We start from the raw sequence: 23,190 nt of genomic DNA, 5'->3' as shown, positions 1-23,190 counted from the left end.
GTCCGCTGGCCTTGCGCTGGCTTATTGCATGCTGGCGCGCAGCGGCGTCGCTTCGACTGCAAGCAATCCGCTGGCGGCGGCGGGTGCCGTTGGTGCCGTGGTTTTCGCGACCGGTGCTGCGTGTGCTGCCGGCAGTGTCGCGGCATTGGCGGTGGCGATAAAAGAGTCCGGTTTGGGGCCGTTGCCCTGAAGGCGGGCCATGTACTGGCGCGAGCGTTCGCGGCGTTCCAGATAGGCCTGAAGCTTGGCGGCTTCTGCCGCGCGCTGCTCGATGCAGGGCGTGCAGACAGGATTGCCATTGGCATCGAAACTGTCATAGCCGACAAAGGTGACCGAGTTTGGCCGTGCCGACGGGCCCTTGAGCTTGATGGATTCTCCGGCGTGCGCAATGGCCGGTGCGATAAGGGCAGCAGCTATGATGGCAAGCAGATGGCGGAACATGTGGCTCTATCCTCGTTGACCGCCCATCTCTATCAGCCAAACCTTGCTAATTTTTACCACGGGTGGATTCAATTTTACGCATCACCTCATACGGTGAGTTCATCAGCGCAGGCTTGCGGCGAGCCCTGCCCATCGTGTAGGCAATGCGCACGATCGGAGAAGCGCCCTTGGCCGAGACAATAGCACCAGATGAACAGGCAATTCTGAAGGCGGCCCAGACGCTGGCTGCAGGCCAGCTTGTCGCCATTCCGACCGAGACAGTCTATGGCCTGGCGGCTGACGCCACCAATGGCGATGCCGTTGCCGGTATCTTCGAAGCGAAGGGCAGGCCGCATTTCAATCCGCTGATCTGCCATGTCTCGGATATCGCCATGGCGGAACGCTATGCGGTGATCGATCCGTTGTCTCGCAAACTGATGGATGCGTTCTGGCCCGGTCCCCTGACACTGGTCCTGCCGCTGCGGCCCGACACCCATATTCATCCCCTGGTGGCGGCCGGTCTCGATACGGTGGCACTGCGCATGCCGCGCGGTATCGCCGGAAAGATCATCGCAGCGCTCGGTCATCCGCTGGCCGCCCCCAGCGCCAACACATCCGGCAGGATCAGCGGCACCAGTGCCCAGGCAGTCGCCGATGATCTCGGCAGCAAGATTGCCCTGATCCTCGATGCCGGTCCGTCCGAGGTCGGACTGGAATCGACCATCGTCAAGGTGGATGGCGACGCGGTTCTGTTGCTGCGGCCCGGCGGGCTTGCCGCCGAGGATATCGAAGCGCTCATTGGTCAATCGCTGCGGCGCATGGACCAGCGTGCCGCGATCGAGGCGCCCGGCATGATGGCCTCGCACTACGCTCCTGCCGCCGGTGTCCGCCTCAATGTGCACGAGGTGCGGGATGGCGAGGCACTGCTGGCCTTCGGTCCGGACCGCGCTGCGGATGCCCATAGGGCGAGCGCGTGTCTCAACCTCAGCGAGACGGGCAATCTGCGGGAGGCCGCCACCAATCTTTTCGATTACATGAAGCGTCTCGACCGTCTCGGCGGTGCCGTCATTGCTGTCGAGCCGATCCCCTTCACCGGACTGGGCGAAGCCATCAATGACCGCCTTGTCCGCGCTGCCGCGCCGCGCGTGCCTCCCATAGAAGAGTTGGAACAGATCAAATGACCCTGACGCCAGACCTTGTTGCCCGTTTTACTGCCATCGTGGGTGAGAAAAATGCCTTGCATGACGCGCAGGACATCGAACCCTACCTGATCGAACCGCGGGAAAAATTCGGCGGCAAGACGGCGCTGGTCCTGCGGCCGTCCACCGTGGATGAAGTATCGGCAATCCTGAAGCTGGCCACTGAGACGGCAACAGCCATCGTGCCGCAGGGCGGCAATACTGGCCTTGTCGGCGGCCAGATGCCCGATGAAACGGGGCAGCAGGTCATCCTGTCCCTGTCGCGCCTGAACAAGATCCGCTCGGTCGAGCCCGCCGGCAATCTCATTATCGTCGAAGCCGGTGTCGTCCTGCAGAAATTGCAGGAAGCGGCAGAACAGGCCGGGCGCCTGTTTCCGCTTTCGCTGGGCTCGGAAGGCTCCTGCCAGATCGGCGGCAATCTCTCCTCCAATGCGGGCGGCACGGCGGTGCTGGCTTACGGCAACACGCGTGAACTCTGCCTTGGCGTCGAGGTGGTGCTGCCGACCGGCGAGATTCTCAACGATCTGCGCTACGTCAAGAAGGACAATACCGGCTACGACCTGAAGGATCTGTTTGTCGGCGCGGAAGGCACGCTCGGCGTCATTACCGCGGCTGTCATGAAGCTCTTCCCGCTGCCCAAGGGCAAGGGCGTTGCCTATGCCGGGCTGAACAGCCCCGAGGACGCCCTGAAACTTCTGGGGCTGGCGCAGAGCCATGCCGGTGCGGCGTTGACCGGCTTCGAACTGATGCCGCGCATTGGCGTCGAGTTTTCGGTGGCGCATACGGAAGGTGCGCGCGATCCGCTGCAGGGCGTGCACAACTGGTATGTGCTGATTGATATTTCCTCGTCGCGCTCCGCTGAAGATGCGCGCGAGACCATCGAGGCTATTCTCACGGAGGCGTTTGAGGCGGGACTGGTCGAAGATGCCACGATTGCCGACAGCACCGCGCAGGAAAAATCCTTCTGGCATATGCGCGAAGCCATGTCGATGGCGCAGAAGCCGGAGGGCGGCTCGATCAAACACGACATTTCGGTGCCCGTGGCCCGCATCCCGGAATTCATTGCCGAAGCCGATGCGGCTGTGCTTGAGATGATACCCGGGGCACGCATCGTGTCCTTCGGCCATATGGGCGACGGCAATCTGCATTATAACATCACCCAGCCCGCCGGTGCCGACAAGGAAGCGTTCCTTGCGCGCTGGGGCGAGGTGAATGCCCGCGTGCATGGGATCGTCCGCGCCTACAAGGGATCGATCTCCGCCGAGCACGGCATCGGCCAGTTGAAGCGCAAGGAATTGTCGGAAACCAAGTCGCCGGTGGCGCTCGATCTGATGCGCCGGATCAAGGCATCCTTCGATCCGGCCGGCATCATGAATCCTGGCAAGGTGATCTGAGCGCGCTGTTTCATGGTTCTGTCGATGGTGGGGAAGCGTTTCGATGCAAGTCGAGCTTCCCCGTCAGTCTTTTGTTTATCTCTCTTTTTGAAACCTTACCGATGGTCGAATTTCGATAACCATTCCCCGCGATGAGAAACGGTTAACCGCGTTCGTTAAGCGGAAGCGGGGGGATTGGCGCCTATTGTTTTCCCATACGAGACCAGAAAAAATTGGTCCGCTTCTACAGGGAAATACAAAAGAGAAGACCGGAAAACCGGCTCTCAGGATCGACAGAAGGCGTCACATGAAAAAAGCCGGAGCAAAGCCGGTTTGGGCAGGCCAGGAATTCCGGCTCGACCCATTCCACCTGCCACAGACCGTCACCTACGCCACGCGCGATGACCGGGGCGACATTACCTTCTCGCTGCATGAGCGCGGCGCGGTGGTCAAGCGCGTACTGCCGAACAGCAACCTGCCGGTGTCGCTGGCCCTGCCGGTCTGCGCCTTTCAGGGCGTGACGGCCCGTGCCGCCGAGGACGAGCTCGGCGACATCACCGTGACACTCGAATTGATGCACAGCGATCCGCATCTTTCGGTGCCGTTGCTGGTCGCTCACGATCTCAATGACATCGCCGCAGACTGGCGCGCTTGGTCCAATCTGTTCAAGCTGCCGATGATGCTGGTCGAGGAAGACGGCGAAGCCCGCCAGCTCGAGCAGAGCATCGGGCCGGTTGCCGTGGGCGAACCCGTGGAACGCCGCCAGGGCCGTGAACCGCGCCGCCGCCGTCCGCGTTTTCTGGCCCGCCGCAAGATGGGCAATCTCGGGCTGCGTCTCGTCGTCGGCGGTGAGGAAATCATCGCCTCCAGCAATCGCTGAACAATCGGCTTCACCGTCAATTCCTTCATGCAGCTGTGACATTGGAGTCCTAATCAGGAACCAGATGGAACACAGCGCGTGAAGGATCGGTCCGATGCCAGGTATAGAACGTCGTCATTTTCTGATGGGCAGCGCGGCAACCGCGCTCGCCGCAACAATCGTCAAGGCATCAGCCATGGAAACAGCGGTGCTTCCTGCCGCCAATGACACGGCCATTGCCACGGACCGTGCCTATTGGGCCGCCGTGAGCGATCTCTACGATGTAGAGCGCTCGATCGCCAATCTTGAGAATGGCTATTGGGGTATCATGGCCCGCCCTGTGCTGCAGGCCTATCTGGAAAACACGCAGCGCGTAAACCGGCAGAATACGGTCTATGCCCGCAATGCCTTTGGCAAGGACGCCGAGGATGTGCGCAACCGGGTTGCCGGGGCGGTTGGTGCAGCGCCGGAGGAAGTCGCCCTGACGCGCGGCGCCACCGAAGCCCTGCAAAAGCTGATCACCGGTTACAACAAGCTGCAGCCGGGCGATGCGGTGATCTATTCCGATCTCGATTATGATTCCATGCAGTATGCCATGAATGCGCTGGCGGGCCGCAGGGGTGTCGAGGTCAAGACCTTCGCCATTCCGGAGCCGGCGACGCGGGAAGCCGTGCTCGATGCCTATCGCACCGTGCTGGAGGCGACTCCCAAGGCAAAGCTGCTCCTGTTGACCCATCTGTCCCATCGCACCGGGCTTGTCATGCCCATTCGCGAGATTGCCGACATGGCCCGTGCCCGCGGTGTGGATGTGGTGGTCGATGCAGCCCATTCCTGGGGTCAAATGGATTTCAAGGTAACCGATCTCGGCGCGGATTTCGTCGGCTTCAACCTGCATAAATGGATCGGCGCACCGGTTGGCATGGGCTTCCTGTACATTCGCAAGGAAAGGCTGGCCGATATCGACCGCGATCTGGCCGATGAAGACTGGCCGAAGGACGATATCCGCTCACGTGTTCATACCGGCACCACCAACTTCGCCGCGACCTTGAGCGTGCCTGCCGCGCTCGATCTGCACGAGATGATCAGCTCGAAGCGCAAACAGGCACGCCTGACTTATCTTCGCAATTACTGGGTGAAGCAGGCCCGAGCGATCGAAACTGTCGAAATCCTCACGCCCGACGATGACACCATGCATGCCGGCATCACGTCGTTCCGCATCAAGGGCAAGATCAGCAAGGACGACAACAATGCCTTGATGACGGCATTGCGCGACAAGCATCGTGTCCTGACCGTCCGGCGCACCGGGGTGGCCAAAGGCCAATGCCTGCGGGTTTCGCCAGCGCTCTACACGACAGAGGCTGAGCTTGACCGATTGGTTGAAGGCTTGAGTGCAATCAGTTCAAGCTAAAAGAACGGTTTGACCACCGTCCACAGCGCGCCGAGCACCAGCCCGGCAAAAATCAGCCAGCCGACAACTTTGTTGGAGTGGAAGAGGCGCAGGCATTGTGCGGGATCGTCGATGTCGAGCACCATGATCTGGCGGTACATATGTGCTCCTGCCGCCAGAAGACCGGCGACGGCGGGCATGGGCACTTCCGCCACGGCAAACGCCCCGAGGAACAGCACCAGCGCGCCGCCATAGAGCACCATCAGCGCTTCGCGGGTGCGGCTGCCGAACAGCCGCGCCGTCGAACCCACGCCGACGAGGGCATCGTCTTCCTTGTCCTGGTGGGCGTAGATCGTGTCATAGCCGATCACCCAGAGGATCGAGCCGGCATAAAGCAGCAGCGGCGGGAGAAAGTCTTTCAGCGTCGCTGGTGCCCCGAAATGCGCGGACCAGCCGACAAGGGCACCCCAGGAGAAGGCGAGCCCGAGCACGAGCTGCGGCCAGTTGGTGATGCGCTTCATGAACGGATAGATCGCAACAATCACCAGCGAGGCGATGGAGAGAAGAATGGTGAAGAGGTTGAACTGGATGACCACCAGCAGCCCCACAAGCGCCTGCAGCACTATGAATATTTTGGCCTGTTTGCGCGTCACCTGGCCCGAAGGCAGCGGACGCGAACGGGTGCGCGCCACCTGGTTGTCGATGTCCTCGTCGGCCAGATCATTGTAGGTGCAGCCCGCGCCACGCATGGCGACCGCACCGATCAGGAACAGGGCGAGGTGCCAGGGGGAAGGAATGATCGACCAGACGGAATCGCCCACCTTGGCGCCGGCACTGGACGCCAGGGCGACGGACCACCAGCAGGGCCAAAGCAGGAGCCACCAGCCGATAGGGCGGTCCCAGCGCGCCAGCTGCGCGTAGGGCCACAGCCAGGCTGGCAGTGCGCGATAAACCCAATGTCCCGATGGCGCGTCGAAAACGCGGCCCCGGCCTTGGCTTGACTGTATGATGTCTTTTTCCGGTGTCATGGCGTGACCTTGCAGCGGGCGCTGCGCCAGTCAAGTAAATTACGCCTGAATTCAGGGCAAATCTGTGATTGCGTGCTTGACCCTTCGTGCCCGAGGCCATACCGACACAGCAACCCCTTCATGCACGGAGCAGAAAACGATGAACGTCTTGCTTATTGGTTCCGGTGGCCGCGAACACGCTCTGGCCTGGAAGATCGCGGCGTCTCCCGTGCTGACAAAGCTCTACTGCGCTCCCGGCAATCCCGGCATTGCGCAAGAGGCCGAATGCGTGGCGCTCGATCCGGCCGATCACGCCGCCATCGTGGCATTCTGCAAGGAAAAGGCGGTTGATTTCGTGGTTGTCGGCCCGGAAGCACCATTGGTTGCCGGTATCGCCGACGATCTGCGCGCCGCAGGCATTTCCGTATTCGGCCCGTCCAAGGCGGCCGCGCAGCTGGAAGGCTCAAAGGGCTTCACCAAGGATCTCTGCGCCCGCTTCAACATCCCGACCGGCGCCTATGGCCGCTTCAGCGATGCCGCAGCCGCCTGGGCCTATGTGGAAAAGCAGGGCGCACCCATCGTGGTCAAGGCGGATGGTCTGGCGGCAGGCAAGGGCGTCGTGGTGGCCATGACCGTGCAGGAAGCCCTCGATGCGGTGGATGCCTGCTTTGACGGTGCCTTCGGCGGCGCCGGCGCCGAAGTGGTGGTGGAAGAATTTCTCGATGGCGAGGAAGCCAGCTTCTTCTGCCTCTGCGATGGCAAGACAGCCCTTCCTTTCGGCACGGCACAGGATCACAAGCGCGTCGGCGACGGCGATACCGGTGCCAATACCGGCGGCATGGGCGCCTATTCACCCGCACCTGTGATGACGCAGGCGATCATCGACCGCACCATGCGCGAGCTGATCGAGCCGACCATGCGCGGCATGGCGGAAATCGGTGCGCCGTTCAGCGGTGTGCTGTTTGCCGGCCTGATGATCACCGGGGACGGCCCGAAGCTCATCGAATACAACACCCGCTTCGGTGACCCGGAAACACAAGTGCTGATGCTGCGGCTGAAGGATGACGTGCTCCTTTTGTTGAAGGCAGCCGCCGATGGCGCGCTGGACCAGATGTCGGTGCGCTGGAATGACGATCCGGCGCTGACGGTTGTCATGGCCGCAAAGGGCTATCCCGCATCTCCGCAGAAGGGCAGCGTAATCCGGGGTGCCGATGCGGCGCAGTCGGACACGGTAAGAATATTCCACGCGGGCACCGCCGAGAAAGACGGCGCGCTTGTCGCCAATGGCGGGCGTGTGCTTAATGTCACATCCAGCGGCAAAACGGTGCAGCAGGCGCAGGACGCCGCCTATGCCGCGATTGCCCGGATCGACTGGCCGGAAGGCTTTTACCGGCGTGATATCGGCTGGCGCGCTATCGCCCGCGAGAAGGGTGAGGTATAGTAAAAACGCCGCTCATCCGGTTTTCAACATTGACATCGGCGGTTCGTAGCGCAATGTCTCTTGCAAATCGGAACGAACGGTTCGCTGAGCCGAGTCCTCTGTTCAAACTGTCGGAGAAATTCACCGTGTCCATAACAGCCAAGCGAAGCCTCACTGCGATCCTGCTGATGACTTCGGTTCTGACAGCAACGCCTTCCACGGCCGAAACGATTTTCGGCGCGATGTCGAAGGCCTATCAGAACAATTCGACGCTGAATGCGAACCGCGCCGGTGTGCGGGTGACGGACGAGAACGTGGCGATCGCCAAATCCGGTTACCGCCCGCGCGTGACCGGCCAGGTCTCGGTCAATACAGAGCGCAGCAAAATTGATGGCCAAAGGGCAGGAACGAAAAGCTCTTCCACCGAAGGTGTCGAGGTTGACCAGATGCTGTTCGACGGTTTCCAGACCAGGAACAACGTTGCGGCGGCAGAGACCGGCGTGCTTGCGGCCCGCGAAAACTTGCGCGGCAGTGAGCAGACCATTCTGGCGACGACCGTGCAGGCCTATATGGATGTCTACCTCAACCGCCAGATCGTTGCCCTGCGCGAAAAGAACCTGGCATTCCTCAACGAGCAGGTGCGCTCCAACCGTGCACGGTTCGATGTGGGCGAGGGCACCCGCACCGACGTCGCCCAGGCAGAGGCATCGCAAGCGACGGCAGTCAACGACCGCAATACCGCCCGTGCCAATGTGAAGATTGCCGAAGCCACCTACATCCAGACCGTCGGGGCCACTCCAGGGTCTCTGACGGCGGCGGCAACCGCCAAATCCTTGCCGAAATCGCTTAATCAGGCCTATTCCATCGCCGATGCCAATCATCCGCTGATTGGTGCGGCGAAACTCAACACCGACGTTGCCGGGTATCAGGTCAAGGTGAACGAGGGTGTGCTGCTGCCGCAGGCCGGGGCAACGGGAACCCTCAGCCGGACGGATGTTTTCCAGGGCGGATCGGCGACGACACCCAACAACTCCGCGGCATCGGCCAAACTGAACGTGACGATTCCGATCTATGGAGCCGGTCGAACAGCGGCAGCAGTGCGCCAGTCGAAGGAGAATCTCGGCCAGCGGCGCATCGAGGTGGATGTGTCGAAAGACAGCGTCCGTCAGGCCGTTGCCGCCGCGTGGTCAAAACTGGATGCCGCCAGAGCCTCCATCGTGGCGCAGAGGAGCGTCGTGGCCGCAGCCCAGCTCGCGCTCAATGGCGTGATAGAAGAGCGCAAGGTCGGGCAGCGCACCACCCTCGACGTCTTGAATGCTCAGGCCGATGTCATCACGGGCCAGCTCGCGCTGGTGCAGGCGGAGCATGACAGTGTCGTCAGCAGCTATCAGGTTCTTTCCGCCATGGGCCGCCTGACAGCAAAGCAGGTTGGCCTGCAGGTTGCCGAATACAAGCCGGAAGAGCATTTTGACGCCGTGAAGGACAAATGGGGCGGTACAAAAACCCCCGACGGCCGCTGAACAGGCCCTTTGAGTATGACAGTTCCGGAGCGCCCTGGCAGGGGCGTTCCGGATTTTGCTTTATGGGGTGCGGTTTACACGCAGGACATCAGAACCCGAGGAGACATCCATGCAGGCAGCGAGTGTTCCGTTTTCTCTGGTGGGCATCGATCATGTGGTCTTTCTCGTCGATGACATGCCGTCCGCGCTGAAATTTTACTATGAGGTTCTCGGCTGCCGGCCTGGCTATATCTATCCGGCGCTCGGGATGGAGCAGGTCTGGTGCGGGTCGGCGCTGATCGTCCTGTGGGACATTACTCACCCCGGCGCCGCCAGTGCTGTTCCGCCGGTGACGGGCGGGCGCAACGTCGATCATGTCTGCATCGCAACCGGGCCGTTCGATCACGATGCGCTGCGCGCCCATCTCGATGCCCATGGGGTCGAGATCGAGCGGGAGGCGATGCATGGCGGCGCCCGCGGTATGGGACACTCGTTTTACATCCGCGATCCCTTCGGCAACAAGATCGAGATCAAGGGACCGGCGGTCTATCCGGACGGACGAGGCTAGATCAGCTCTTCTGCAGGGCGAGATGAACGCCGAGCCCTACCAGGATCGTTCCGCCGGCGCGCTGCATCAGCCGCTGGGCATGGCTTGAGCGCTTGAGGCGCGTGACCACGGCTCCCGCCAGGATCACGCAGGCCAGATCGGCGGAAGAGAACATCAGATTGACCATGGTTCCGAGCAGCACGAACTGCAGCCAGACCGGAAACGCCGCAGAAGTGTCGATGAACTGCGGCAGGAACGCCATGAAGAAAATCGCCGTCTTCGGGTTGAGAACCTCGACGCTGATGCTTTCAAGAAAGGCCCGGCGGGCGGATTTCTGCTCCACGCCCGGCATGGTGACGTCGCCATTGACCTTGGCACGAAACAGCGAAATGCCGAGCCAGACCAGATAGGCCGCGCCGCAGAACTTGACCGCGAGATAGAGCACCGGCACGGCATGAAACAGCACTGACAATCCGGCCGCCGCGGCAAACACATGCACATAGCCGCCAAGATGAATGCCGAATGCCGCCATCAGCCCGGACCAGCGGCCGCGCGCAATGGTTTGCGCCGCCGCGTACAGCATGGCGGGACCGGGAATATAGGCAAAGATCGCCGTGGTGATGAAAAAAGCGATCAAAAGTTCGGTGGATGGCATGTGCGGCTCCGGACGTGGGTCCCAGGGTAATGGAACTGGAACTATAGACAAAAAGTGTCCGGGCGGAAGCGGCATTCGGTCCTGGTCCGGATGTCATGTCGCCTATCCGTCACTTTGATCATTCCGGCTGATTGAAAACGGCCTCGATGCGGTGTCCGTCGGGATCGATGACAAAGGCTGCGTAATAATGCGCGCCGTAATGAGGCCGCAAGCCGGGTTTGCCGTTGTCGCTGCCGCCATGGCTGAGGGCAGCCGCATGAAACCGGTCGACTGCCCGACGGTCCGGTGCGGCAAAGGCAAGATGAAAGCCGGGCCCGGGCACGTGCCTGCCTTCCGGGCGATGCTTGATCGCCAGCTTGTCGCCGCCACCCGGCGCGCCATAGCCGACCGCCTGATCCGCTTCACCCGGCCGCAAATCCTCCCAGACCCTGACATATCCAAGCGGGGCAAGCGCCGCGTCGTAAAATGATGCCGCGCGCTCGATATCGGCAACGCCGAGCGAAATGTGATGAAGCATGTGCATGGCGGGGAACTCCGGCGCAGTTTGACAGGATGTGATGAAATGCTAAGCGCCCATCGATTGGGACACAAGCGGCGCCAACATCCTGAATACCTCCACGAGACGCGGTTGACATATTTCCTATATAGAGATAATTTCTCATATATGGAAAGTATTTCGATTGATACCGCTGCTATGGATCAACGCATCGCCAAGCGCCTCAAAGGATTGCGGGCGGAGCGCGACTGGTCGCTGGATGAGCTTGCCCGCCGCAGCATGGTGAGCCGTGCCACGCTGTCCCGGCTCGAAAATGCCGAGGTCAGTCCCACCGCCCAGGTGCTCGGCAAGCTGTGCTCCACCTATGGCCTCACGATGTCGCGGCTGATGCACATGGTCGAGGATGAGTTCGCGCCGCTGATCCGCCGCGAGGCGCAAGCCGTGTGGATTGATCCGAGTGTCGGCTTCCGCCGCCGTTCCGTATCGCCGCCGGCGCAGACCCTGGCGGGCGAGATGCTGGAATGCGAACTCGATCCGGGCGCCCGCATTTCCTATGACAACCCGCCACGCCCGGGTCTCGAACACCATTTGCTGCTGATCGAAGGCCAGCTTGAGGTGACCGTCGATGGTCAGACCCATGCTCTCAATCCCGGCGACTGCCTGCGCTATCAGCTGTTCGGGCCCAGCGCCTTCGCCACATCCGAACATTCCGGTGCACGCTATGTGCTTTTCATGCTGTGAGGCCCCATTGATCAACGATATTGCTGTTTTTGATGCCGATGACATCGAGGCCCATGTGCAGGCGCTCGGCGCGCTCCTGCATGCCTGTGTGCATGGCGGTGCCAGCATCGGCTTTGTCTTGCCGTTCTCGCAAGCGGACGGGGAGGCGTTCTGGATGATGAGCGTGCTTCCAGCGGTCCGGCAAGGCAAACGATTGTTGCTCGTGGTCCGTAAAGACGGAAGGATCGCGGGAACCGGCCAGCTTGATTATGATACGCCGCCCAATCAGCCGCACCGGGCCGAAATCCGCAAGGTGATGGTGCATCCGGATTTCCGCCGCCAGGGAATCGCCAAGGCGTTGATGGTCGAGCTGGAAAGCGCGGCGCACCGGTTGGGGCGGGGTTTGATCACCCTGGACACGCGGACCGGCGACAAGGCGGAACCGCTTTACCTCGGTCTGGGTTATCAGATTGCCGGGATCATTCCGGACTACTGCCGTGATCCGTTCAAGGATCATCTCGACGCCACCACGATCATGTTCAAGGCCATCCCGGCCTAATCCTCTGCCGTCTCGAACACCGGAAGCACGCCGAGAATATTGGCCGAGCGCCGGATGATTTCCGCGGCCATCGGCGCCGCGTTGAGGCCGGCGCCGGCGGCAACCTGCCCGTCGACAGGCTTGGGTTCATCGATGATCGTCAGCACGACATAGCGCGGGTTCTCGATGGGGTAGGCGGCGATGAAGGTGTTGAAGCGCACATCCTTGGAGTAGCGCCCGTTGATGACTTTTTCAGCGGTTCCGGTTTTGCCGCCCACGCGATATCCGGGAACCTGCGTCCGGCTGGCAGAGCCGCCGGTGCCCTTCTGGGCATTGAGCCGGTAGAGATAGCGCAGATCATCGCTGGTCTTCTTGCTGACCACCCGCTTGGCCAAGGTCCGCGCTTCTTCAACGCCGCGCGGCAGGAATGTCGGCGCGATCAGCATGCCGCCGTTGAGCAGGGCCGCGGCACCGACTGCGGTCTGCAGCGGCGTGGTGGCCATGCCATGGCCGAAGGAAATCGTGATCGAGTGAACCTTCTTCCAGACTTTCGGCTCTGTCGGCCGCGCCACCTCGGGCAATTCCGTCTGCATCCGGTCGAGCAGGCCGAGCCGGACCAGGAATTCGCGATGCCCTTCGATGCCGACCACATCCGCTTCCTTGGCCGAACCGATATTGGAAGAAAACAGGAATACTTCCGGCAAAGTCAGCACGCGGCGTTTGCCGTGGAAATCGTGGATGGTTTGGCGGCCGATGGTGATGGGGCGGGTGGCGTCGAAGGTGCTGTTGAGGTCCACTTTGCCGGAATCGAGCGCCATGGCCGTGGTGAAGGTCTTGATGGTCGAGCCCATCTCGTAGACACCGGCCGACATGCGGTTGAGCCGGTCCTTCTCCAGCGCGTTGAACGGATTGTTCGGATCAAAATCCGGCACCGAACCCATCGCCAGGACTTCGCCGGTATCGGCGTCGAGCACCACGGCGCCCGCGGCAATGGCGCGGTAGCGTTCGACCGCATTGACCAACACGTCGCGCACCACATGCTGGACCCTGAGGTCAATGGAGAGCTTAACCGGTGCGAGCTTGCGCGCATGGGCAAGGCCGACATCGCGCAGGTCCGACAGACCCTGCGAGTCGATATATTTCTCCATACCGGCAATGCCCTGATTGTCGACATTGACCAGGCCGAGAATATGCGCCGCCGTCGGGCCGCCGGGATAGAAGCGGGATTTCTCCGTGCGAAAGCCGATCCCGGGTATGCCCAGCGCCATGATCTGGCTCTTGTGCTTCGGCGTCAGGCCGCGCTTGAGCCAGGCAAAGCCGGCCTTGCCCTTCAGGCGGGCGTAGGTCTGTTCGAAATTGAGATCGGGCAGGACGGTGGCAAGCAGCTCGAACGCCTCGTCCGGATCGATGATCTTGCGCGGTTCGGCATAGAGCGAGACGGTGTTGATATCGGTTGCCAGCACCGCACCATTGCGGTCGAGAATGTCCGGGCGGGAGGCCAGAATGGAGCCCGTCGGTCCATTGAAATCCACCGGATCGTCCTTCATGCCGTAAAAGACCAGCCGCCCGCTGATAATGCAGAAAATCCCGATGAAACAGGCCATGATGATCAGGATACGGTTTTGGGCGCGGGCGCTGCGTTGGGTCATTATCTCTTTATGAAACTGTGGATTGGGGCTGATCGCGCAAAGGTAGCATCGTTTGATCAGCTGCAATTCTCACGATTTCCGGAATGTCTTGTTAACCTGAACAGATGCTTAACATAGGTTTTTAGCGTGGATAACTCCGGGAAAATGCCGGTCACCTCTGGTCAAAATCCGATGGCAGCCGTTCCGCGAAAACGGGTTTTTGCACGGGCCTCCGCCGCAGGCCGCGGGGGCACGATGCGGGAAATTCGTTCGTGCGCTTTGATCCCACAATATCAGAAATTTTACTTATAAATTTGAAATATTTTACAAGTAAAATAAGTATACATACTATGTTTTGTTTTTCTAAAACGACACTTGCTTGTCACATGTCCTTACATATACTCCGCCATCACAGGCTTTTTGGGAGATCATTTCGATGGCGAAAATAGTGGGTGGTGGCACAAGCGATGTTCTGCACGGGACGGACGGGAACGACAATCTCTGGGGTCTTGGCGGCAATGATATTCTCGACGGCGGCGCGGGCAATGACTTTCTCTATGGCGGGGCTGGAAATGACGTCCTGACCAGTTCGAGCGGTTTTGACCAGCTTGAAGGCGGTGATGGAGACGACCGGCTGGTGTTCAACGGCGTTGGCGGCGCGGGGCGCGGCGGCGCGGGTATCGACACCCTTGCGGTCGATCTTTCCCACTCTGCCGAACCGGTCACCTTCAACGGTTCCAGCGGCCACCTCTTTTTCGGGGATGCGACGGTTCCGGCCAATCATCTCTATTTCGTCGACCTGGAGCGGCTTGAGCTGACGACGGGAGCGGGCAATGACAAGATCATTGCAACGAATTTTTCCCATATCGATGTCAACGCCGGCGCCGGTGACGACCGCGTCGAAGGCGGCGATGGCAACGACCGCATATTTGGCGGCGATGGCAATGACACGCTGTTCGGCGGCGGCGGCAATGATGAGATCCATGGCGATGCCGGCAACGATTACATCGACGGCGGCAATGGCGATGACAGAATCTGGGGCGGTGACGGCAAGGATGTCCTCTTCGGCGGCCGCGGCAATGATTACCTCGATGGCGGTGCCGGCAACGATACGCTGAATGGCGGCGACGGCAATGACACGCTGCTGGGCGGTGCGGGTGACGACATCCTCAAGGGCGGGTCGGGCAACGATCTCCTGGATGGCGGTACCGGCACGGACCATCTCTTCGGTGGCGCGGGCGCGGATACATTCATATTCGATGCCAAAACCCTTGGCGGTGTCGACCACATCGCGGATTTCAATGTGGCGGAAGGCGACGTGATCAATCTTCGCGATTTCACCGCGGGCAGCAGCGGCATTCACGATTTCGACAGTTTTCTCGCCGCGTCGCACGACACGGCTGACGGCGTCTATGTCAGCTTTGACGGCGATTCCAGCGGCATTCTGATCGAGCATGTATCCCTTGCCGATCTCTCGCCGGATGACGTTGTTTTTTCTTGAGATTGCGCAAACACGCGAATGAGCTTTGAAGCAGGCGCATACGCTCGCGTGCCTGCTTCTCTCTGAAGGTCAGCGCTGCATGGCATAGGCCGGCAGATGGCTCATGCCCGTGCTGGTTTCATCAAAGCAGAAACCGACCAAGCCGGCGATCAGATGGCTGTCCGGGTGGTCATCGGGTGTTGTCACCGGTTCTCGCAGGCTGGTCCTGATCGTTTCCAGTGTCAGTTTTTCACTTGGATGTGATTTGGCAATACGGATGACGGACGCCGTCACCATGGTATCGACCGCCTGCGGTGTGTCGCCCAGGCCATCGATAGAGGCTTGCACGGTAGCAGCCAGTCCTTTCGCAGCGGCGATGAGCAGGCCCGGTATCTGCCGCAACCCGCTATAATCGACAAGCGGCGGCTCCATCGACGCCATCAGAATATCGCTGGGCAAGGCAGGCCGCTCGCCGGGTCTGGGCATGTCGTCGGGCAGCACCGCCGGTACGAGGGTGTCGAACGGCCATGCGCGTTTCAATTCCGCAACGGTCATATCGGCGATGTTCACATCGATGTCGCGGTTCGTGCCATTGGGCCGGTAGGGGCAGCGCGTCTTGCTGCAATTGTTCTGCGAGGCAAATTGCCAGAGCGCATAGTCCTGCCAGTTGCCTTTCGGGAAATGCGGGGCGATGTCGGCCTCATACCGCGCATACCAGAGCGGCAGGCGCGACAGAATCGGCAGTGCCAGCCGGTGATCGGCAATGTATTTGGCCGTGGTGCCATTGGTGTAGAGCACGGGATAGCGGCCGGTGCGCAGTTTGATCTGGGCGACGAATATCTCACCGTCCGCCAGCGACATGAACCGGGCGGGGTCATTGTCCTCGATATCGATGGCCATCAACTCGTCACTTGTCGGCTCGGCATAATCGATGAAATGGTTCGCCTGTTCTATGGGATTGCCGGGACGGGCCAGGTGGTAGGAGCCCCATTTCAGGCCGAGCGCTTTGGCCAGAACGCGCCGCGTCTGGTAGAGCTCGCGCGACACAGCGTAGTTGCGCCAGATGCGGCGGCATATTTCCTGATCCTTCACATCGGCGATGCGTCCGCAATGATAGGCGGCAGGCATGCCATCGGATGCCTTGTGAATGAAGGCGGCAATACGCGGATCCCTGACGATTTCCGGGAGATTGAATGAATTGTGCTCATAGCCGTCGAGAACGATGGCGCGCTGCTGGTTGGACCAGGGGGTCTGGAACTGGGAGTCCGCACGGGAAGGGGCGCTGGACATCAACGCGGTGACAAGGGCAGCAAGGGCGAAAACCTGCGCTCGGATTGTCAAATGCCTGTCCCTTCACACCTCGTGGTCTGCGGCTTCGGATACAAGCGCCCATGATCGCTGGTTCATGGTTAAAATGCCGTAAAGCAAGAGGGTTGATCGGTGAGAACGCCTGTCGGAGTCGCGGGATCATGTATCTGCGGTGCCGAGCAGACCGCGCCGCAGAAGGGTCAAAGGGCAGGTTTTCTTACGTTTACGTAAAAATCCACTTGCCTTGCCAGGCTGGGGGCGGCAATGTCTATCCGCAACGACGCAGCATCACTGGATGAGGAGACTTGTGATCAATGTACCGGGCGCCCGTCGAGGAAATCGCACACACACTGAAGAAAATTGCCGGTCTGGACGAGGCCATCGCCGCCGGGCGTTTTGCCGACCTTTCCGACGATCTGGTTGATGCCATCCTGGAAGAGGCGGGTAAATTCGCGTCTACGCGCGTTGCGCCGCTCCTGGAGGTTGGTGACAAGCACGGAACGCCGCTGAAAGATGCCGAAGTCACCATGCCGCCCGGCTGGAAAGACGTTTACAGCGACTGGATCGGCGGCGGCTGGAACGCCCTGACCGGCAAGGAAGAGTTCGGCGGACAGGGTCTGCCGATGATGCTCGCAGTGGCGGCGTTGGAAATGTGGAATTCCGGTTCCATGGCTTTCGGCATCGGACCGACATTGACGCTTGGCGCCATCGAGGCGCTCGAAGCCCACGCGACGGATGATCTGAAACACACCTATCTGCCAAAGCTCGTCTCCGGCGCGTGGATGGGAACCATGAATCTCACCGAACCGCAGGCCGGTTCCGATGTGGGAGCATTGCGCTCGCGGGCCGAGCGGGCCGATGACGGCACGTACCGCATTTTCGGTCAGAAGATTTTCATCACCTATGGCGAGCATGACCTTACGGACAATATCATCCATCTGGTTCTTGCGCGCCTGCCCGATGCGCCTGCCGGAACCAAGGGGATATCGCTGTTTCTGGTGCCGAAATTCCTGGTGAATGTCGATGGTTCACTTGGTGCCCGCAATGATGTGTTCTGCAGCGGCGTCGAGCACAAGATGGGCATTCACGGCTCGCCCACCTGCACCATGATCTATGGCGATGGTTTTGCCAAGGATGCGAAGCCGGGGGCCATCGGCTGGCTTATCGGCGAAGAAAACCGCGGTCTGGCCTGCATGTTCACCATGATGAACAATGCAAGGCTGGCCGTGGGCATCCAGGGTGTCGCGGTTGCCGAGGCCGCCTATCAGAAATCCCTGGCCTATGCGCAGGAGCGCCGCCAGATGCGCGCGCCGGGTTGGACGGGTGAGGGCATGAGCCCGATCATCGAACACCCCGACGTGCAGCGCAATCTCCTGACCATGAAGGGCCTGACCGGCGCGGCTCGCTCCATCGCCTATGCCTGCGCGCACGCGCTGGATATGGCGCGGACTGGCGCAGATGACGACAAAAGGCACTGGGCAGATCGCGCCAACCTGCTGACGCCGGTCGCCAAGGCGTTTTCCACTGATGTCGGCGTCGACGTTGCCTCGATCGGCATCCAGATTCATGGCGGCATGGGCTTCATCGAAGAGACTGGCGCCGCACAGTTTTTGCGCGATGCCCGCATTGCCCCGATCTATGAGGGAACCAACGGCATCCAGGCCATCGATCTCGTCCAGCGCAAGCTGCCGCTCGACGGCGGCAACCACGTCAAGGCCTATATCGCCGAGCTGCGCACGGTGGCCGAAGCCGTTTCGCTGAGCAACAGCATCGATTTCGGCAACACGGCGGAGCGCCTGCAGGCCGGTCTTGACGATCTGGAGGCAACGACGCTCTGGCTGCAGCAGACCCTTGCCGGCGGTGACATCAGCAAGGCGCTTGCCGGAGCGACGCCCTATCTGCGTCTCTTCGGCCTGGCTGCCGGTGCAACCTATCTCGCCAAGGGTGCGCTGGGTGGCGACAATACCGGCCGGACGGCCCTTGCGCGATTCTTCGCCGAAAATCTTCTCAACGAAACGTCGGCGCTGAAAGATCGCGTCGTCAACGGTGCGCCGAGCCTGCTCGGTGCCCGTGCCGCATTGCAATAGGGAAACTTCATGTCAGATCATATCGTCATCGAGCGCCATGGCGCCGTCCAGACCATCCGGATGAACCGCCCGGACAAGAAGAATGCCCTGACACGGGCCATGTATACGGCCATGACCGGAGCGTTGGTGGAAGGCGATGCGAATCCGGATATTCGCGCCCATGTATTCCTGGGGGTGCCGGGCGCCTTCTCCTCCGGCAATGATCTGCAGGATTTCATGGCCTTTGCCACGTCGGGTACGATGGGCACTGAGGTTGTTGACTTCCTCATCACATTGACCAACAGCAGAAAGCCGGTTGTTGCGGGTGTGGATGGGCTTGCCATCGGCATCGGCTCGACGCTCAATTTCCATTGCGACTTGACCTTCGCCACGCCGCAATCCCTGTTCAAGACGCCCTTCGTCGATCTGGGTCTTGTACCCGAAGCGGGTTCGAGCCTGCTCGGACCTGCCCTGATGGGCCGTCAGCAGGCCTTTGCCTTCCTGGCGATGGGCGCCGGGTTGAACGCGGCCGAAGCGAAGGACGCCGGTCTTGTTTACCGGATCGTCGAGGCGGACCAGCTGGAAAGCACTGTTCTGGCCGTGGCGACGGAAATCGCCGCCAAGCCGCCGGAAGCCATGCAGATCTCGCGCGATCTCCTCCGCATGCCGCGCGCCGAAACGGTCGAGCGCATCAAACTGGAAGCCGGGCATTTTGCGGAACGGCTCCAGTCGGAAGAAGCACGGAGCGCCCTGATGGCCTTCCTGACGCGCAAGAAGGGCTGAGGAGCCCTATGGGTACAAGCGGGTTTTGCCCCAGTCGCCATCCGGCGTCGCGCGGCTGAAAACCACGCGGTCGTGCAGGCGGAAAGGCCGGTCGTGCCAGAATTCAATGGATGTCGGGCGAATGCGGAAGCCCGACCAGTGGGCGGGGCGGGGTATCTCGCCGATGGCATAGCGGGCAGTGTATTCCGCGACGGCTTTTTCCAGGGCAAAACGGCTTTCCAGCGGCCGCGATTGCTTGGAAGCCCAGGCACCGATACGGCTGCCGCGCGGGCGGGTGGCGTAGTAGGCATCGGCTTCCGCATCGCTGACAATTTCCACGGGACCGCGCACACGCACTTGACGGCGCAGCGTTTTCCAATGAAAACACATGGCGGCCTTCATTGAGCCCAGTATTTCCTGACCTTTCTGACTTTCAAAATTTGTATAAAAAACAAAGCCTTGCTCGTCAAAACCTTTAAGAAGAACCATGCGGACATCCGGCAGGCCATCACTATCCACCGTTGCCAGAGCAACAGCATTCGGGTCATTCGGCTCGGATTTGGTTGCATCTTTGAGCCATTCGTCGAAGAGCGCGAAGGGTTCGGTTTTTTCTGTGAAGTCACCGGTTGTTAACTTCATTTCACCCATAGTCATAGCTGGTTGACCTTGTTAAAGAGAGATATGCGTTTGGCATTGGCAATACCAGATATCAAGAACCTTGGGGCGAAAATTCCGGTGCGGACTGCGCCGTTCGCCGCTGTTTTTGTGCTCTGTCTTCTCTCCGGCTGTGCCATGAAAAGCTTCAGCGTCGAGAGCGCGGTCCCGGACAAGGCGACGGTGACGGGTTCGGTTGCTCCAGCGCCGCAGGTGGATGCCAAGGGTGCCGCCGACCAGTCGACGGTCCGTAATATCGTCTCCGCGCTGAATTTCACCCAATGGGGCAACAAGCCCCTGCCATGGTCCAATCCGGAGACCGGCAGTCAGGGCACGATCACGGCAATCGCCGAGAAGAAGACCGAGACAGGGCTCTGCCGTGAATTCCAGACATCGCGCGAATCTTTTGACGGCGTCATGCTCTACAAGGGTGAGACCTGCATGCAGGATGGCGGACAATGGACGCTGAAATCCTTCGCGCCGATTTGATTCTCTGCAACTGAATGATATTTTCGATGGAACCGGGCAGCGATTGCAGATTTCTTGACAGAAAGTCTGGAATTTCTTCCTATTGATGCGCATATAACGGGCAAATCCCCAACGCACCCCGTTTATGCCAGTGGAACGAATGTGACATTCGCATCCCATTGTACATGACGAGGAATATGCGAATGTCACATTCGTTCCACTAGGAAGGGCACACACATGCGCGATCCTTATACCGTGCTGGGCGTCGCCAAGACGGCGAAGCCTGAAGAAATCAAGTCGGCGTTTCGCAAGCTCGCCAAGAAATATCATCCTGACCAGAACCAGGATGACCCGAAGGCGCAGGCAAATTTCTCCGAGATCAACCAGGCCTATGAGATCATCGGCGACAAGGAACGTCGCGGCCAGTTTGACCGGGGCGAGATCGACGCCGAGGGCAAGCAGCGCGCGCCGCAGGGTTTCGAAGGGTTTTCCGGCGGCGGCGATCCCTTCGCCGGTTTTGGCGGTGCACGCGGTGCGCGGTCCGGCGGATTCGACTACCGCAGCACGGCCGGTTTTGGTGCTGAAGATATTCTGAGCAGCCTCTTCGGCGAGGGCGCCGGCGCTTTTGGCGGCGGACAGCGCCGCGCAGGCCCGCGCAAAGGCACGGACCTCCAGGCCACCATCGACGTGACGCTTGAGCAGGCTGTCGGTGCCGAGAAGGTTGAAGCGGTTTTTCCAAACGGTAAAAGGCTGGCGATCAAGCTGCCCGCGCAGGTTGAAAATGGTCAAACGATTCGCCTGAAGGGGCAGGGCGAGGCCATTCCCGGCGGAACACCCGGCGATGCGCTGGTCACGATACGTTTCAAGCCGCACCCGAAATTCAAGGTGGAAGACCACGACCTGCATCTCGACCTGCCGGTGTCGTTGCGCGATGCGGCGCTCGGTTCCCGGCAGGAAGTCGAGACCCTGAATGGCCGTGTGGCGGTGAAAATAGCGCCATGGACCAGTTCTGACCGGGTTTTGCGCCTGAAAGGCAAGGGTTTGCCGAAAAAGCCGGATGGTCACGGCGATCTCTTTGTTCATGTTCGCGTCATGTTGCCCGAGCATGGTGATGCGGCATTGGAAGCATTTCTGCGCGATTCGAGTCTCTGAAAATCAACGGTTCCCGAAAATCCTTGACGAAACTGACACGATGCTTGAAGCCCGGCGCGGGCTGTGCGATACCGCAAATCAATCATATGTCTTTCGTGAAGGGTTGGTAAATGACCGCCAAAACTGGTTTGATGCAAGGTAAACGCGGACTTATTATGGGCGTTGCCAATAATCGGTCGATCGCCTGGGGCATTGCCAAGGCGGCCCATGATGCCGGTGCCGAGCTTGCTTTCACCTATCAGGGTGATGCGCTGAAGAAGCGCGTCGAGCCTCTGGCGCAGGAACTCGGGGCTTTTCTCTGCGGCCATTGCGATGTTTCGGATGCCTCGACCATCGATGCGTGCTTTGCCGCTCTGGAAGAGAAGTGGGGCAAGATCGACTTTCTGGTGCATGCCATCGGTTTCTCCGACAAGGACGAACTGACCGGCCGCTATGTCGATACGTCGGAAGCGAATTTCACCAAGACCATGCTGATTTCGGTGTTCTCGCTGACGGCCGTTGCCAAGCGCGCGGAAAAGCTGATGACCGATGGCGGCTCGATCCTGACGCTGACCTACTACGGTGCGGAAAAGGTCATGCCGAATTACAACGTCATGGGCGTTGCCAAAGCGGCGCTGGAAGCCAGCGTGAAATATCTGGCAGTGGATCTCGGCCCGGACAATATCCGCGTCAATGCGATCTCCGCTGGTCCGATCAAGACGCTGGCCGCGTCGGGCATCGGCGATTTCCGCTACATCCTCAAATGGAACGAATACAACGCCCCGTTGCGCCGTACCGTTACCATCGAGGAAGTCGGCGATGCCGGCCTGTATTTCCTCTCCGACCTGTCCCGTTCGGTCACGGGCGAAATTCACCATGCCGACAGCGGCTATCATGTCGTCGGCATGAAGGCTGTGGACGCGCCGGATATCTCTGTCGTCAAGGACTAGCTCCAAAGTGCATCTGCCGGACTCGATTGTTTATTTCTCGCGTCACGGCGAGACGGATTGGAACGTGTCCGAGCGAATCCAGGGGCAGGAAGACGTCGATATCAATGCGCGCGGCCAGCAGCAGGCCGCACGCAACGGCGATATGCTCAAATCCCTGATCGGGGAGGGCGCGGGTTTCGACTTTGTCGCCAGCCCTTTGCGCCGCACGCGCGATACGATGGAGCGCATCAGAACCCGCATGGGGATCGATCCCTGGACCTACCGCACCGATGCCCGCCTCATGGAGGTGAATTTCGGTGCTTGGCAAGGTTATATGCTGGAAGACATCGAAGCCCGTTCACCCGACCTCGTGGCCGCACGCGCCCGGGACAAATGGAACTTTGTTCCGCCGGGACCTACGGCCGAAAGTTATGCCATTCTGGCAATACGGATAGGGAGCTGGCTGTCAGAAGTGCGGGAGCCGACCGTATGCGTGACGCATGGCGGCTGCATGCGCACGATTTTCCAGATGGTGGAGGGCCTTGATGGCCATGATGCGGCGAACCTCGCCATCACCCAGGATAAAATTCTGCGCCTTGAGAAGGGCAATCTGACCTGGATGTAACCATCCAGGCCTCGGCTTG

22 protein-coding genes and 1 pseudogene are annotated in these 23,190 nt (G+C 60.5%); 16 read left to right on the top strand and 7 right to left on the bottom strand.

Annotated elements, in window-relative coordinates; genetic code table 11:
- Window positions 1–21 precede the first annotated feature (21 nt).
- The gene (locus ACZ25R_RS16915; protein ID WP_472461645.1) at window positions 22–441 is read right to left on the bottom strand and encodes a hypothetical protein; all 420 of its coding nucleotides are present in this window, start codon (window positions 439–441) and stop codon (window positions 22–24) included.
- A gap of 167 nt (window positions 442–608) precedes the next feature.
- On the opposite strand from ACZ25R_RS16915, the gene ACZ25R_RS16910 reads away from it, so the two are divergent.
- From ACZ25R_RS16910 to ACZ25R_RS16895, 4 genes are all read left to right on the top strand, one after another.
- Window positions 609–1,601, top strand: a complete 993-nt coding sequence (locus tag ACZ25R_RS16910) for an L-threonylcarbamoyladenylate synthase (protein ID WP_472461644.1) — start codon at window positions 609–611, stop codon at window positions 1,599–1,601.
- Window positions 1,598–3,013, top strand: coding sequence for an FAD-binding oxidoreductase (locus tag ACZ25R_RS16905; protein WP_472461643.1), 1,416 nt, complete (start codon window positions 1,598–1,600; stop codon window positions 3,011–3,013). Before ACZ25R_RS16910 ends, ACZ25R_RS16905 begins: the two co-directional genes overlap by 4 nt.
- Window positions 3,014–3,299: 286 nt before the next feature.
- Window positions 3,300–3,872: a DUF6101 family protein gene (locus tag ACZ25R_RS16900; protein WP_472461642.1), complete on the top strand. Its 573-nt coding sequence runs from the start codon at window positions 3,300–3,302 to the stop codon at window positions 3,870–3,872.
- A gap of 94 nt (window positions 3,873–3,966) precedes the next feature.
- Window positions 3,967–5,259 (top strand): aminotransferase class V-fold PLP-dependent enzyme, encoded by a 1,293-nt coding sequence (locus tag ACZ25R_RS16895; protein ID WP_472461641.1) that lies wholly within the window; start codon window positions 3,967–3,969, stop codon window positions 5,257–5,259.
- On the opposite strand, the gene ubiA is transcribed toward ACZ25R_RS16895, so the two are convergent.
- On the bottom strand, window positions 5,256–6,266 hold the full coding sequence (ubiA, locus tag ACZ25R_RS16890) for a 4-hydroxybenzoate octaprenyltransferase (protein ID WP_472461640.1): 1,011 nt from the start codon (window positions 6,264–6,266) through the stop codon (window positions 5,256–5,258). The genes ACZ25R_RS16895 and ubiA overlap by 4 nt on opposite strands.
- Before the next feature lie 139 nt (window positions 6,267–6,405).
- Here ubiA and purD point away from each other — a divergent pair, with 139 nt between their 5' ends.
- From purD to ACZ25R_RS16875, 3 genes are all read left to right on the top strand, one after another.
- Window positions 6,406–7,686 (top strand): phosphoribosylamine--glycine ligase, encoded by a 1,281-nt coding sequence (gene purD, locus ACZ25R_RS16885; protein WP_472461639.1) that lies wholly within the window; start codon window positions 6,406–6,408, stop codon window positions 7,684–7,686.
- 167 nt (window positions 7,687–7,853) lie between these two features.
- The gene (locus tag ACZ25R_RS16880) at window positions 7,854–9,185 is read left to right on the top strand and encodes a TolC family outer membrane protein (RefSeq protein WP_472462505.1); all 1,332 of its coding nucleotides are present in this window, start codon (window positions 7,854–7,856) and stop codon (window positions 9,183–9,185) included.
- A 109-nt stretch (window positions 9,186–9,294) separates the two neighbouring features.
- Window positions 9,295–9,732 (top strand): VOC family protein, encoded by a 438-nt coding sequence (locus tag ACZ25R_RS16875; protein ID WP_472461638.1) that lies wholly within the window; start codon window positions 9,295–9,297, stop codon window positions 9,730–9,732.
- A gap of 1 nt (window position 9,733) precedes the next feature.
- On the opposite strand, the gene ACZ25R_RS16870 is transcribed toward ACZ25R_RS16875, so the two are convergent.
- Both ACZ25R_RS16870 and ACZ25R_RS16865 read right to left on the bottom strand, forming a co-directional pair.
- Window positions 9,734–10,366 carry a LysE family translocator gene (locus ACZ25R_RS16870; RefSeq protein ID WP_472461637.1) on the bottom strand — a complete coding sequence of 211 codons (633 nt, stop codon included), beginning with the start codon at window positions 10,364–10,366 and terminating at the stop codon, window positions 9,734–9,736.
- A gap of 118 nt (window positions 10,367–10,484) precedes the next feature.
- Window positions 10,485–10,883: a VOC family protein gene (locus tag ACZ25R_RS16865; protein WP_472462504.1), complete on the bottom strand. Its 399-nt coding sequence runs from the start codon at window positions 10,881–10,883 to the stop codon at window positions 10,485–10,487.
- A 177-nt stretch (window positions 10,884–11,060) separates the two neighbouring features.
- On the opposite strand from ACZ25R_RS16865, the gene ACZ25R_RS16860 reads away from it, so the two are divergent.
- On the top strand, window positions 11,061–11,603 hold the full coding sequence (locus ACZ25R_RS16860) for a helix-turn-helix domain-containing protein (RefSeq protein ID WP_472461636.1): 543 nt from the start codon (window positions 11,061–11,063) through the stop codon (window positions 11,601–11,603).
- Window positions 11,604–11,610: 7 nt separating this feature from the next.
- Window positions 11,611–12,141 (top strand): GNAT family N-acetyltransferase, encoded by a 531-nt coding sequence (locus ACZ25R_RS16855; RefSeq protein ID WP_472461635.1) that lies wholly within the window; start codon window positions 11,611–11,613, stop codon window positions 12,139–12,141.
- Here ACZ25R_RS16855 and ACZ25R_RS16850 read toward each other — a convergent pair.
- Window positions 12,138–13,751: pseudogene (locus ACZ25R_RS16850) on the bottom strand (peptidoglycan D,D-transpeptidase FtsI family protein); the annotation flags it as partial. The gene ACZ25R_RS16855 and the pseudogene ACZ25R_RS16850 sit on opposite strands and share 4 nt — an antisense overlap.
- A 433-nt stretch (window positions 13,752–14,184) precedes the next feature.
- Between ACZ25R_RS16850 and ACZ25R_RS16845 the strand changes: the two are divergent.
- Window positions 14,185–15,249 (top strand): calcium-binding protein, encoded by a 1,065-nt coding sequence (locus ACZ25R_RS16845; protein WP_472461634.1) that lies wholly within the window; start codon window positions 14,185–14,187, stop codon window positions 15,247–15,249.
- A gap of 69 nt (window positions 15,250–15,318) precedes the next feature.
- Here the strand turns inward: ACZ25R_RS16845 and ACZ25R_RS16840 are convergent, their stop codons facing one another.
- Entirely contained in the window at window positions 15,319–16,569 is a 1,251-nt protein-coding gene (locus ACZ25R_RS16840) for a glycoside hydrolase family 25 protein (protein WP_464662909.1), read from the bottom strand.
- A gap of 281 nt (window positions 16,570–16,850) precedes the next feature.
- Between ACZ25R_RS16840 and ACZ25R_RS16835 the strand changes: the two genes are divergently transcribed.
- Both ACZ25R_RS16835 and ACZ25R_RS16830 read left to right on the top strand, forming a co-directional pair.
- Window positions 16,851–18,623 carry an acyl-CoA dehydrogenase gene (locus ACZ25R_RS16835; protein ID WP_472461633.1) on the top strand — a complete coding sequence of 591 codons (1,773 nt, stop codon included), beginning with the start codon at window positions 16,851–16,853 and terminating at the stop codon, window positions 18,621–18,623.
- Between the two features lie 9 nt (window positions 18,624–18,632).
- Entirely contained in the window at window positions 18,633–19,385 is a 753-nt protein-coding gene (locus tag ACZ25R_RS16830; RefSeq protein WP_472461632.1) for a crotonase/enoyl-CoA hydratase family protein, read from the top strand.
- A gap of 6 nt (window positions 19,386–19,391) precedes the next feature.
- Here ACZ25R_RS16830 and pdxH read toward each other — a convergent pair whose 3' ends face one another.
- Window positions 19,392–20,012, bottom strand: coding sequence for a pyridoxamine 5'-phosphate oxidase (gene pdxH, locus ACZ25R_RS16825; protein WP_403177461.1), 621 nt, complete (start codon window positions 20,010–20,012; stop codon window positions 19,392–19,394).
- A 144-nt stretch (window positions 20,013–20,156) separates the two neighbouring features.
- Here pdxH and ACZ25R_RS16820 point away from each other — a divergent pair, with 144 nt between their 5' ends.
- From ACZ25R_RS16820 to ACZ25R_RS16805, 4 genes are all read left to right on the top strand, one after another.
- Window positions 20,157–20,507, top strand: coding sequence for an RT0821/Lpp0805 family surface protein (locus ACZ25R_RS16820; RefSeq protein ID WP_464662912.1), 351 nt, complete (start codon window positions 20,157–20,159; stop codon window positions 20,505–20,507).
- Window positions 20,508–20,723: 216 nt separating this feature from the next.
- Window positions 20,724–21,638, top strand: a complete 915-nt coding sequence (locus ACZ25R_RS16815) for a DnaJ C-terminal domain-containing protein (RefSeq protein WP_464662913.1) — start codon at window positions 20,724–20,726, stop codon at window positions 21,636–21,638.
- A 110-nt stretch (window positions 21,639–21,748) separates the two neighbouring features.
- Window positions 21,749–22,567 (top strand): enoyl-ACP reductase FabI, encoded by an 819-nt coding sequence (gene fabI, locus ACZ25R_RS16810; RefSeq protein WP_091880942.1) that lies wholly within the window; start codon window positions 21,749–21,751, stop codon window positions 22,565–22,567.
- A gap of 13 nt (window positions 22,568–22,580) precedes the next feature.
- Window positions 22,581–23,171, top strand: coding sequence for a histidine phosphatase family protein (locus ACZ25R_RS16805; protein WP_472462503.1), 591 nt, complete (start codon window positions 22,581–22,583; stop codon window positions 23,169–23,171).
- Window positions 23,172–23,190 lie beyond the last annotated feature (19 nt).

Source organism: Phyllobacterium sp. RCAM01083, assembly GCF_055685835.1.
Note: the sequence above shows the minus strand (reverse complement) of the source record. Positions and strands in the feature narration are given on the sequence as shown.

What these genes read in the sequence shown, in the direction of transcription:
- ACZ25R_RS16905 (WP_472461643.1), top strand. Translation starts at nt 1,598, where the DNA reads ATGACCCTGACGCCAGACCTTGTTGCCCGTTTTACTGCCATCGTGGGT.
- ACZ25R_RS16830 (WP_472461632.1), top strand. Translation starts at nt 18,633, where the DNA reads ATGTCAGATCATATCGTCATCGAGCGCCATGGCGCCGTCCAGACCATC.
- pdxH (WP_403177461.1), bottom strand. Translation starts at nt 20,012, where the DNA reads ATGGGTGAAATGAAGTTAACAACCGGTGACTTCACAGAAAAAACCGAA.
- fabI (WP_091880942.1), top strand. Translation starts at nt 21,749, where the DNA reads ATGACCGCCAAAACTGGTTTGATGCAAGGTAAACGCGGACTTATTATG.
- ACZ25R_RS16820 (WP_464662912.1), top strand. Translation starts at nt 20,157, where the DNA reads ATGAAAAGCTTCAGCGTCGAGAGCGCGGTCCCGGACAAGGCGACGGTG.
- ACZ25R_RS16865 (WP_472462504.1), bottom strand. Translation starts at nt 10,883, where the DNA reads ATGCTTCATCACATTTCGCTCGGCGTTGCCGATATCGAGCGCGCGGCA.
- ACZ25R_RS16880 (WP_472462505.1), top strand. Translation starts at nt 7,854, where the DNA reads ATGACTTCGGTTCTGACAGCAACGCCTTCCACGGCCGAAACGATTTTC.
- ubiA (WP_472461640.1), bottom strand. Translation starts at nt 6,266, where the DNA reads ATGACACCGGAAAAAGACATCATACAGTCAAGCCAAGGCCGGGGCCGC.
- ACZ25R_RS16860 (WP_472461636.1), top strand. Translation starts at nt 11,061, where the DNA reads ATGGATCAACGCATCGCCAAGCGCCTCAAAGGATTGCGGGCGGAGCGC.
- ACZ25R_RS16835 (WP_472461633.1), top strand. Translation starts at nt 16,851, where the DNA reads ATGTACCGGGCGCCCGTCGAGGAAATCGCACACACACTGAAGAAAATT.
- ACZ25R_RS16815 (WP_464662913.1), top strand. Translation starts at nt 20,724, where the DNA reads ATGCGCGATCCTTATACCGTGCTGGGCGTCGCCAAGACGGCGAAGCCT.
- ACZ25R_RS16870 (WP_472461637.1), bottom strand. Translation starts at nt 10,366, where the DNA reads ATGCCATCCACCGAACTTTTGATCGCTTTTTTCATCACCACGGCGATC.
- ACZ25R_RS16900 (WP_472461642.1), top strand. Translation starts at nt 3,300, where the DNA reads ATGAAAAAAGCCGGAGCAAAGCCGGTTTGGGCAGGCCAGGAATTCCGG.
- ACZ25R_RS16875 (WP_472461638.1), top strand. Translation starts at nt 9,295, where the DNA reads ATGCAGGCAGCGAGTGTTCCGTTTTCTCTGGTGGGCATCGATCATGTG.
- purD (WP_472461639.1), top strand. Translation starts at nt 6,406, where the DNA reads ATGAACGTCTTGCTTATTGGTTCCGGTGGCCGCGAACACGCTCTGGCC.
- ACZ25R_RS16895 (WP_472461641.1), top strand. Translation starts at nt 3,967, where the DNA reads ATGCCAGGTATAGAACGTCGTCATTTTCTGATGGGCAGCGCGGCAACC.
- ACZ25R_RS16915 (WP_472461645.1), bottom strand. Translation starts at nt 441, where the DNA reads ATGTTCCGCCATCTGCTTGCCATCATAGCTGCTGCCCTTATCGCACCG.
- ACZ25R_RS16845 (WP_472461634.1), top strand. Translation starts at nt 14,185, where the DNA reads ATGGCGAAAATAGTGGGTGGTGGCACAAGCGATGTTCTGCACGGGACG.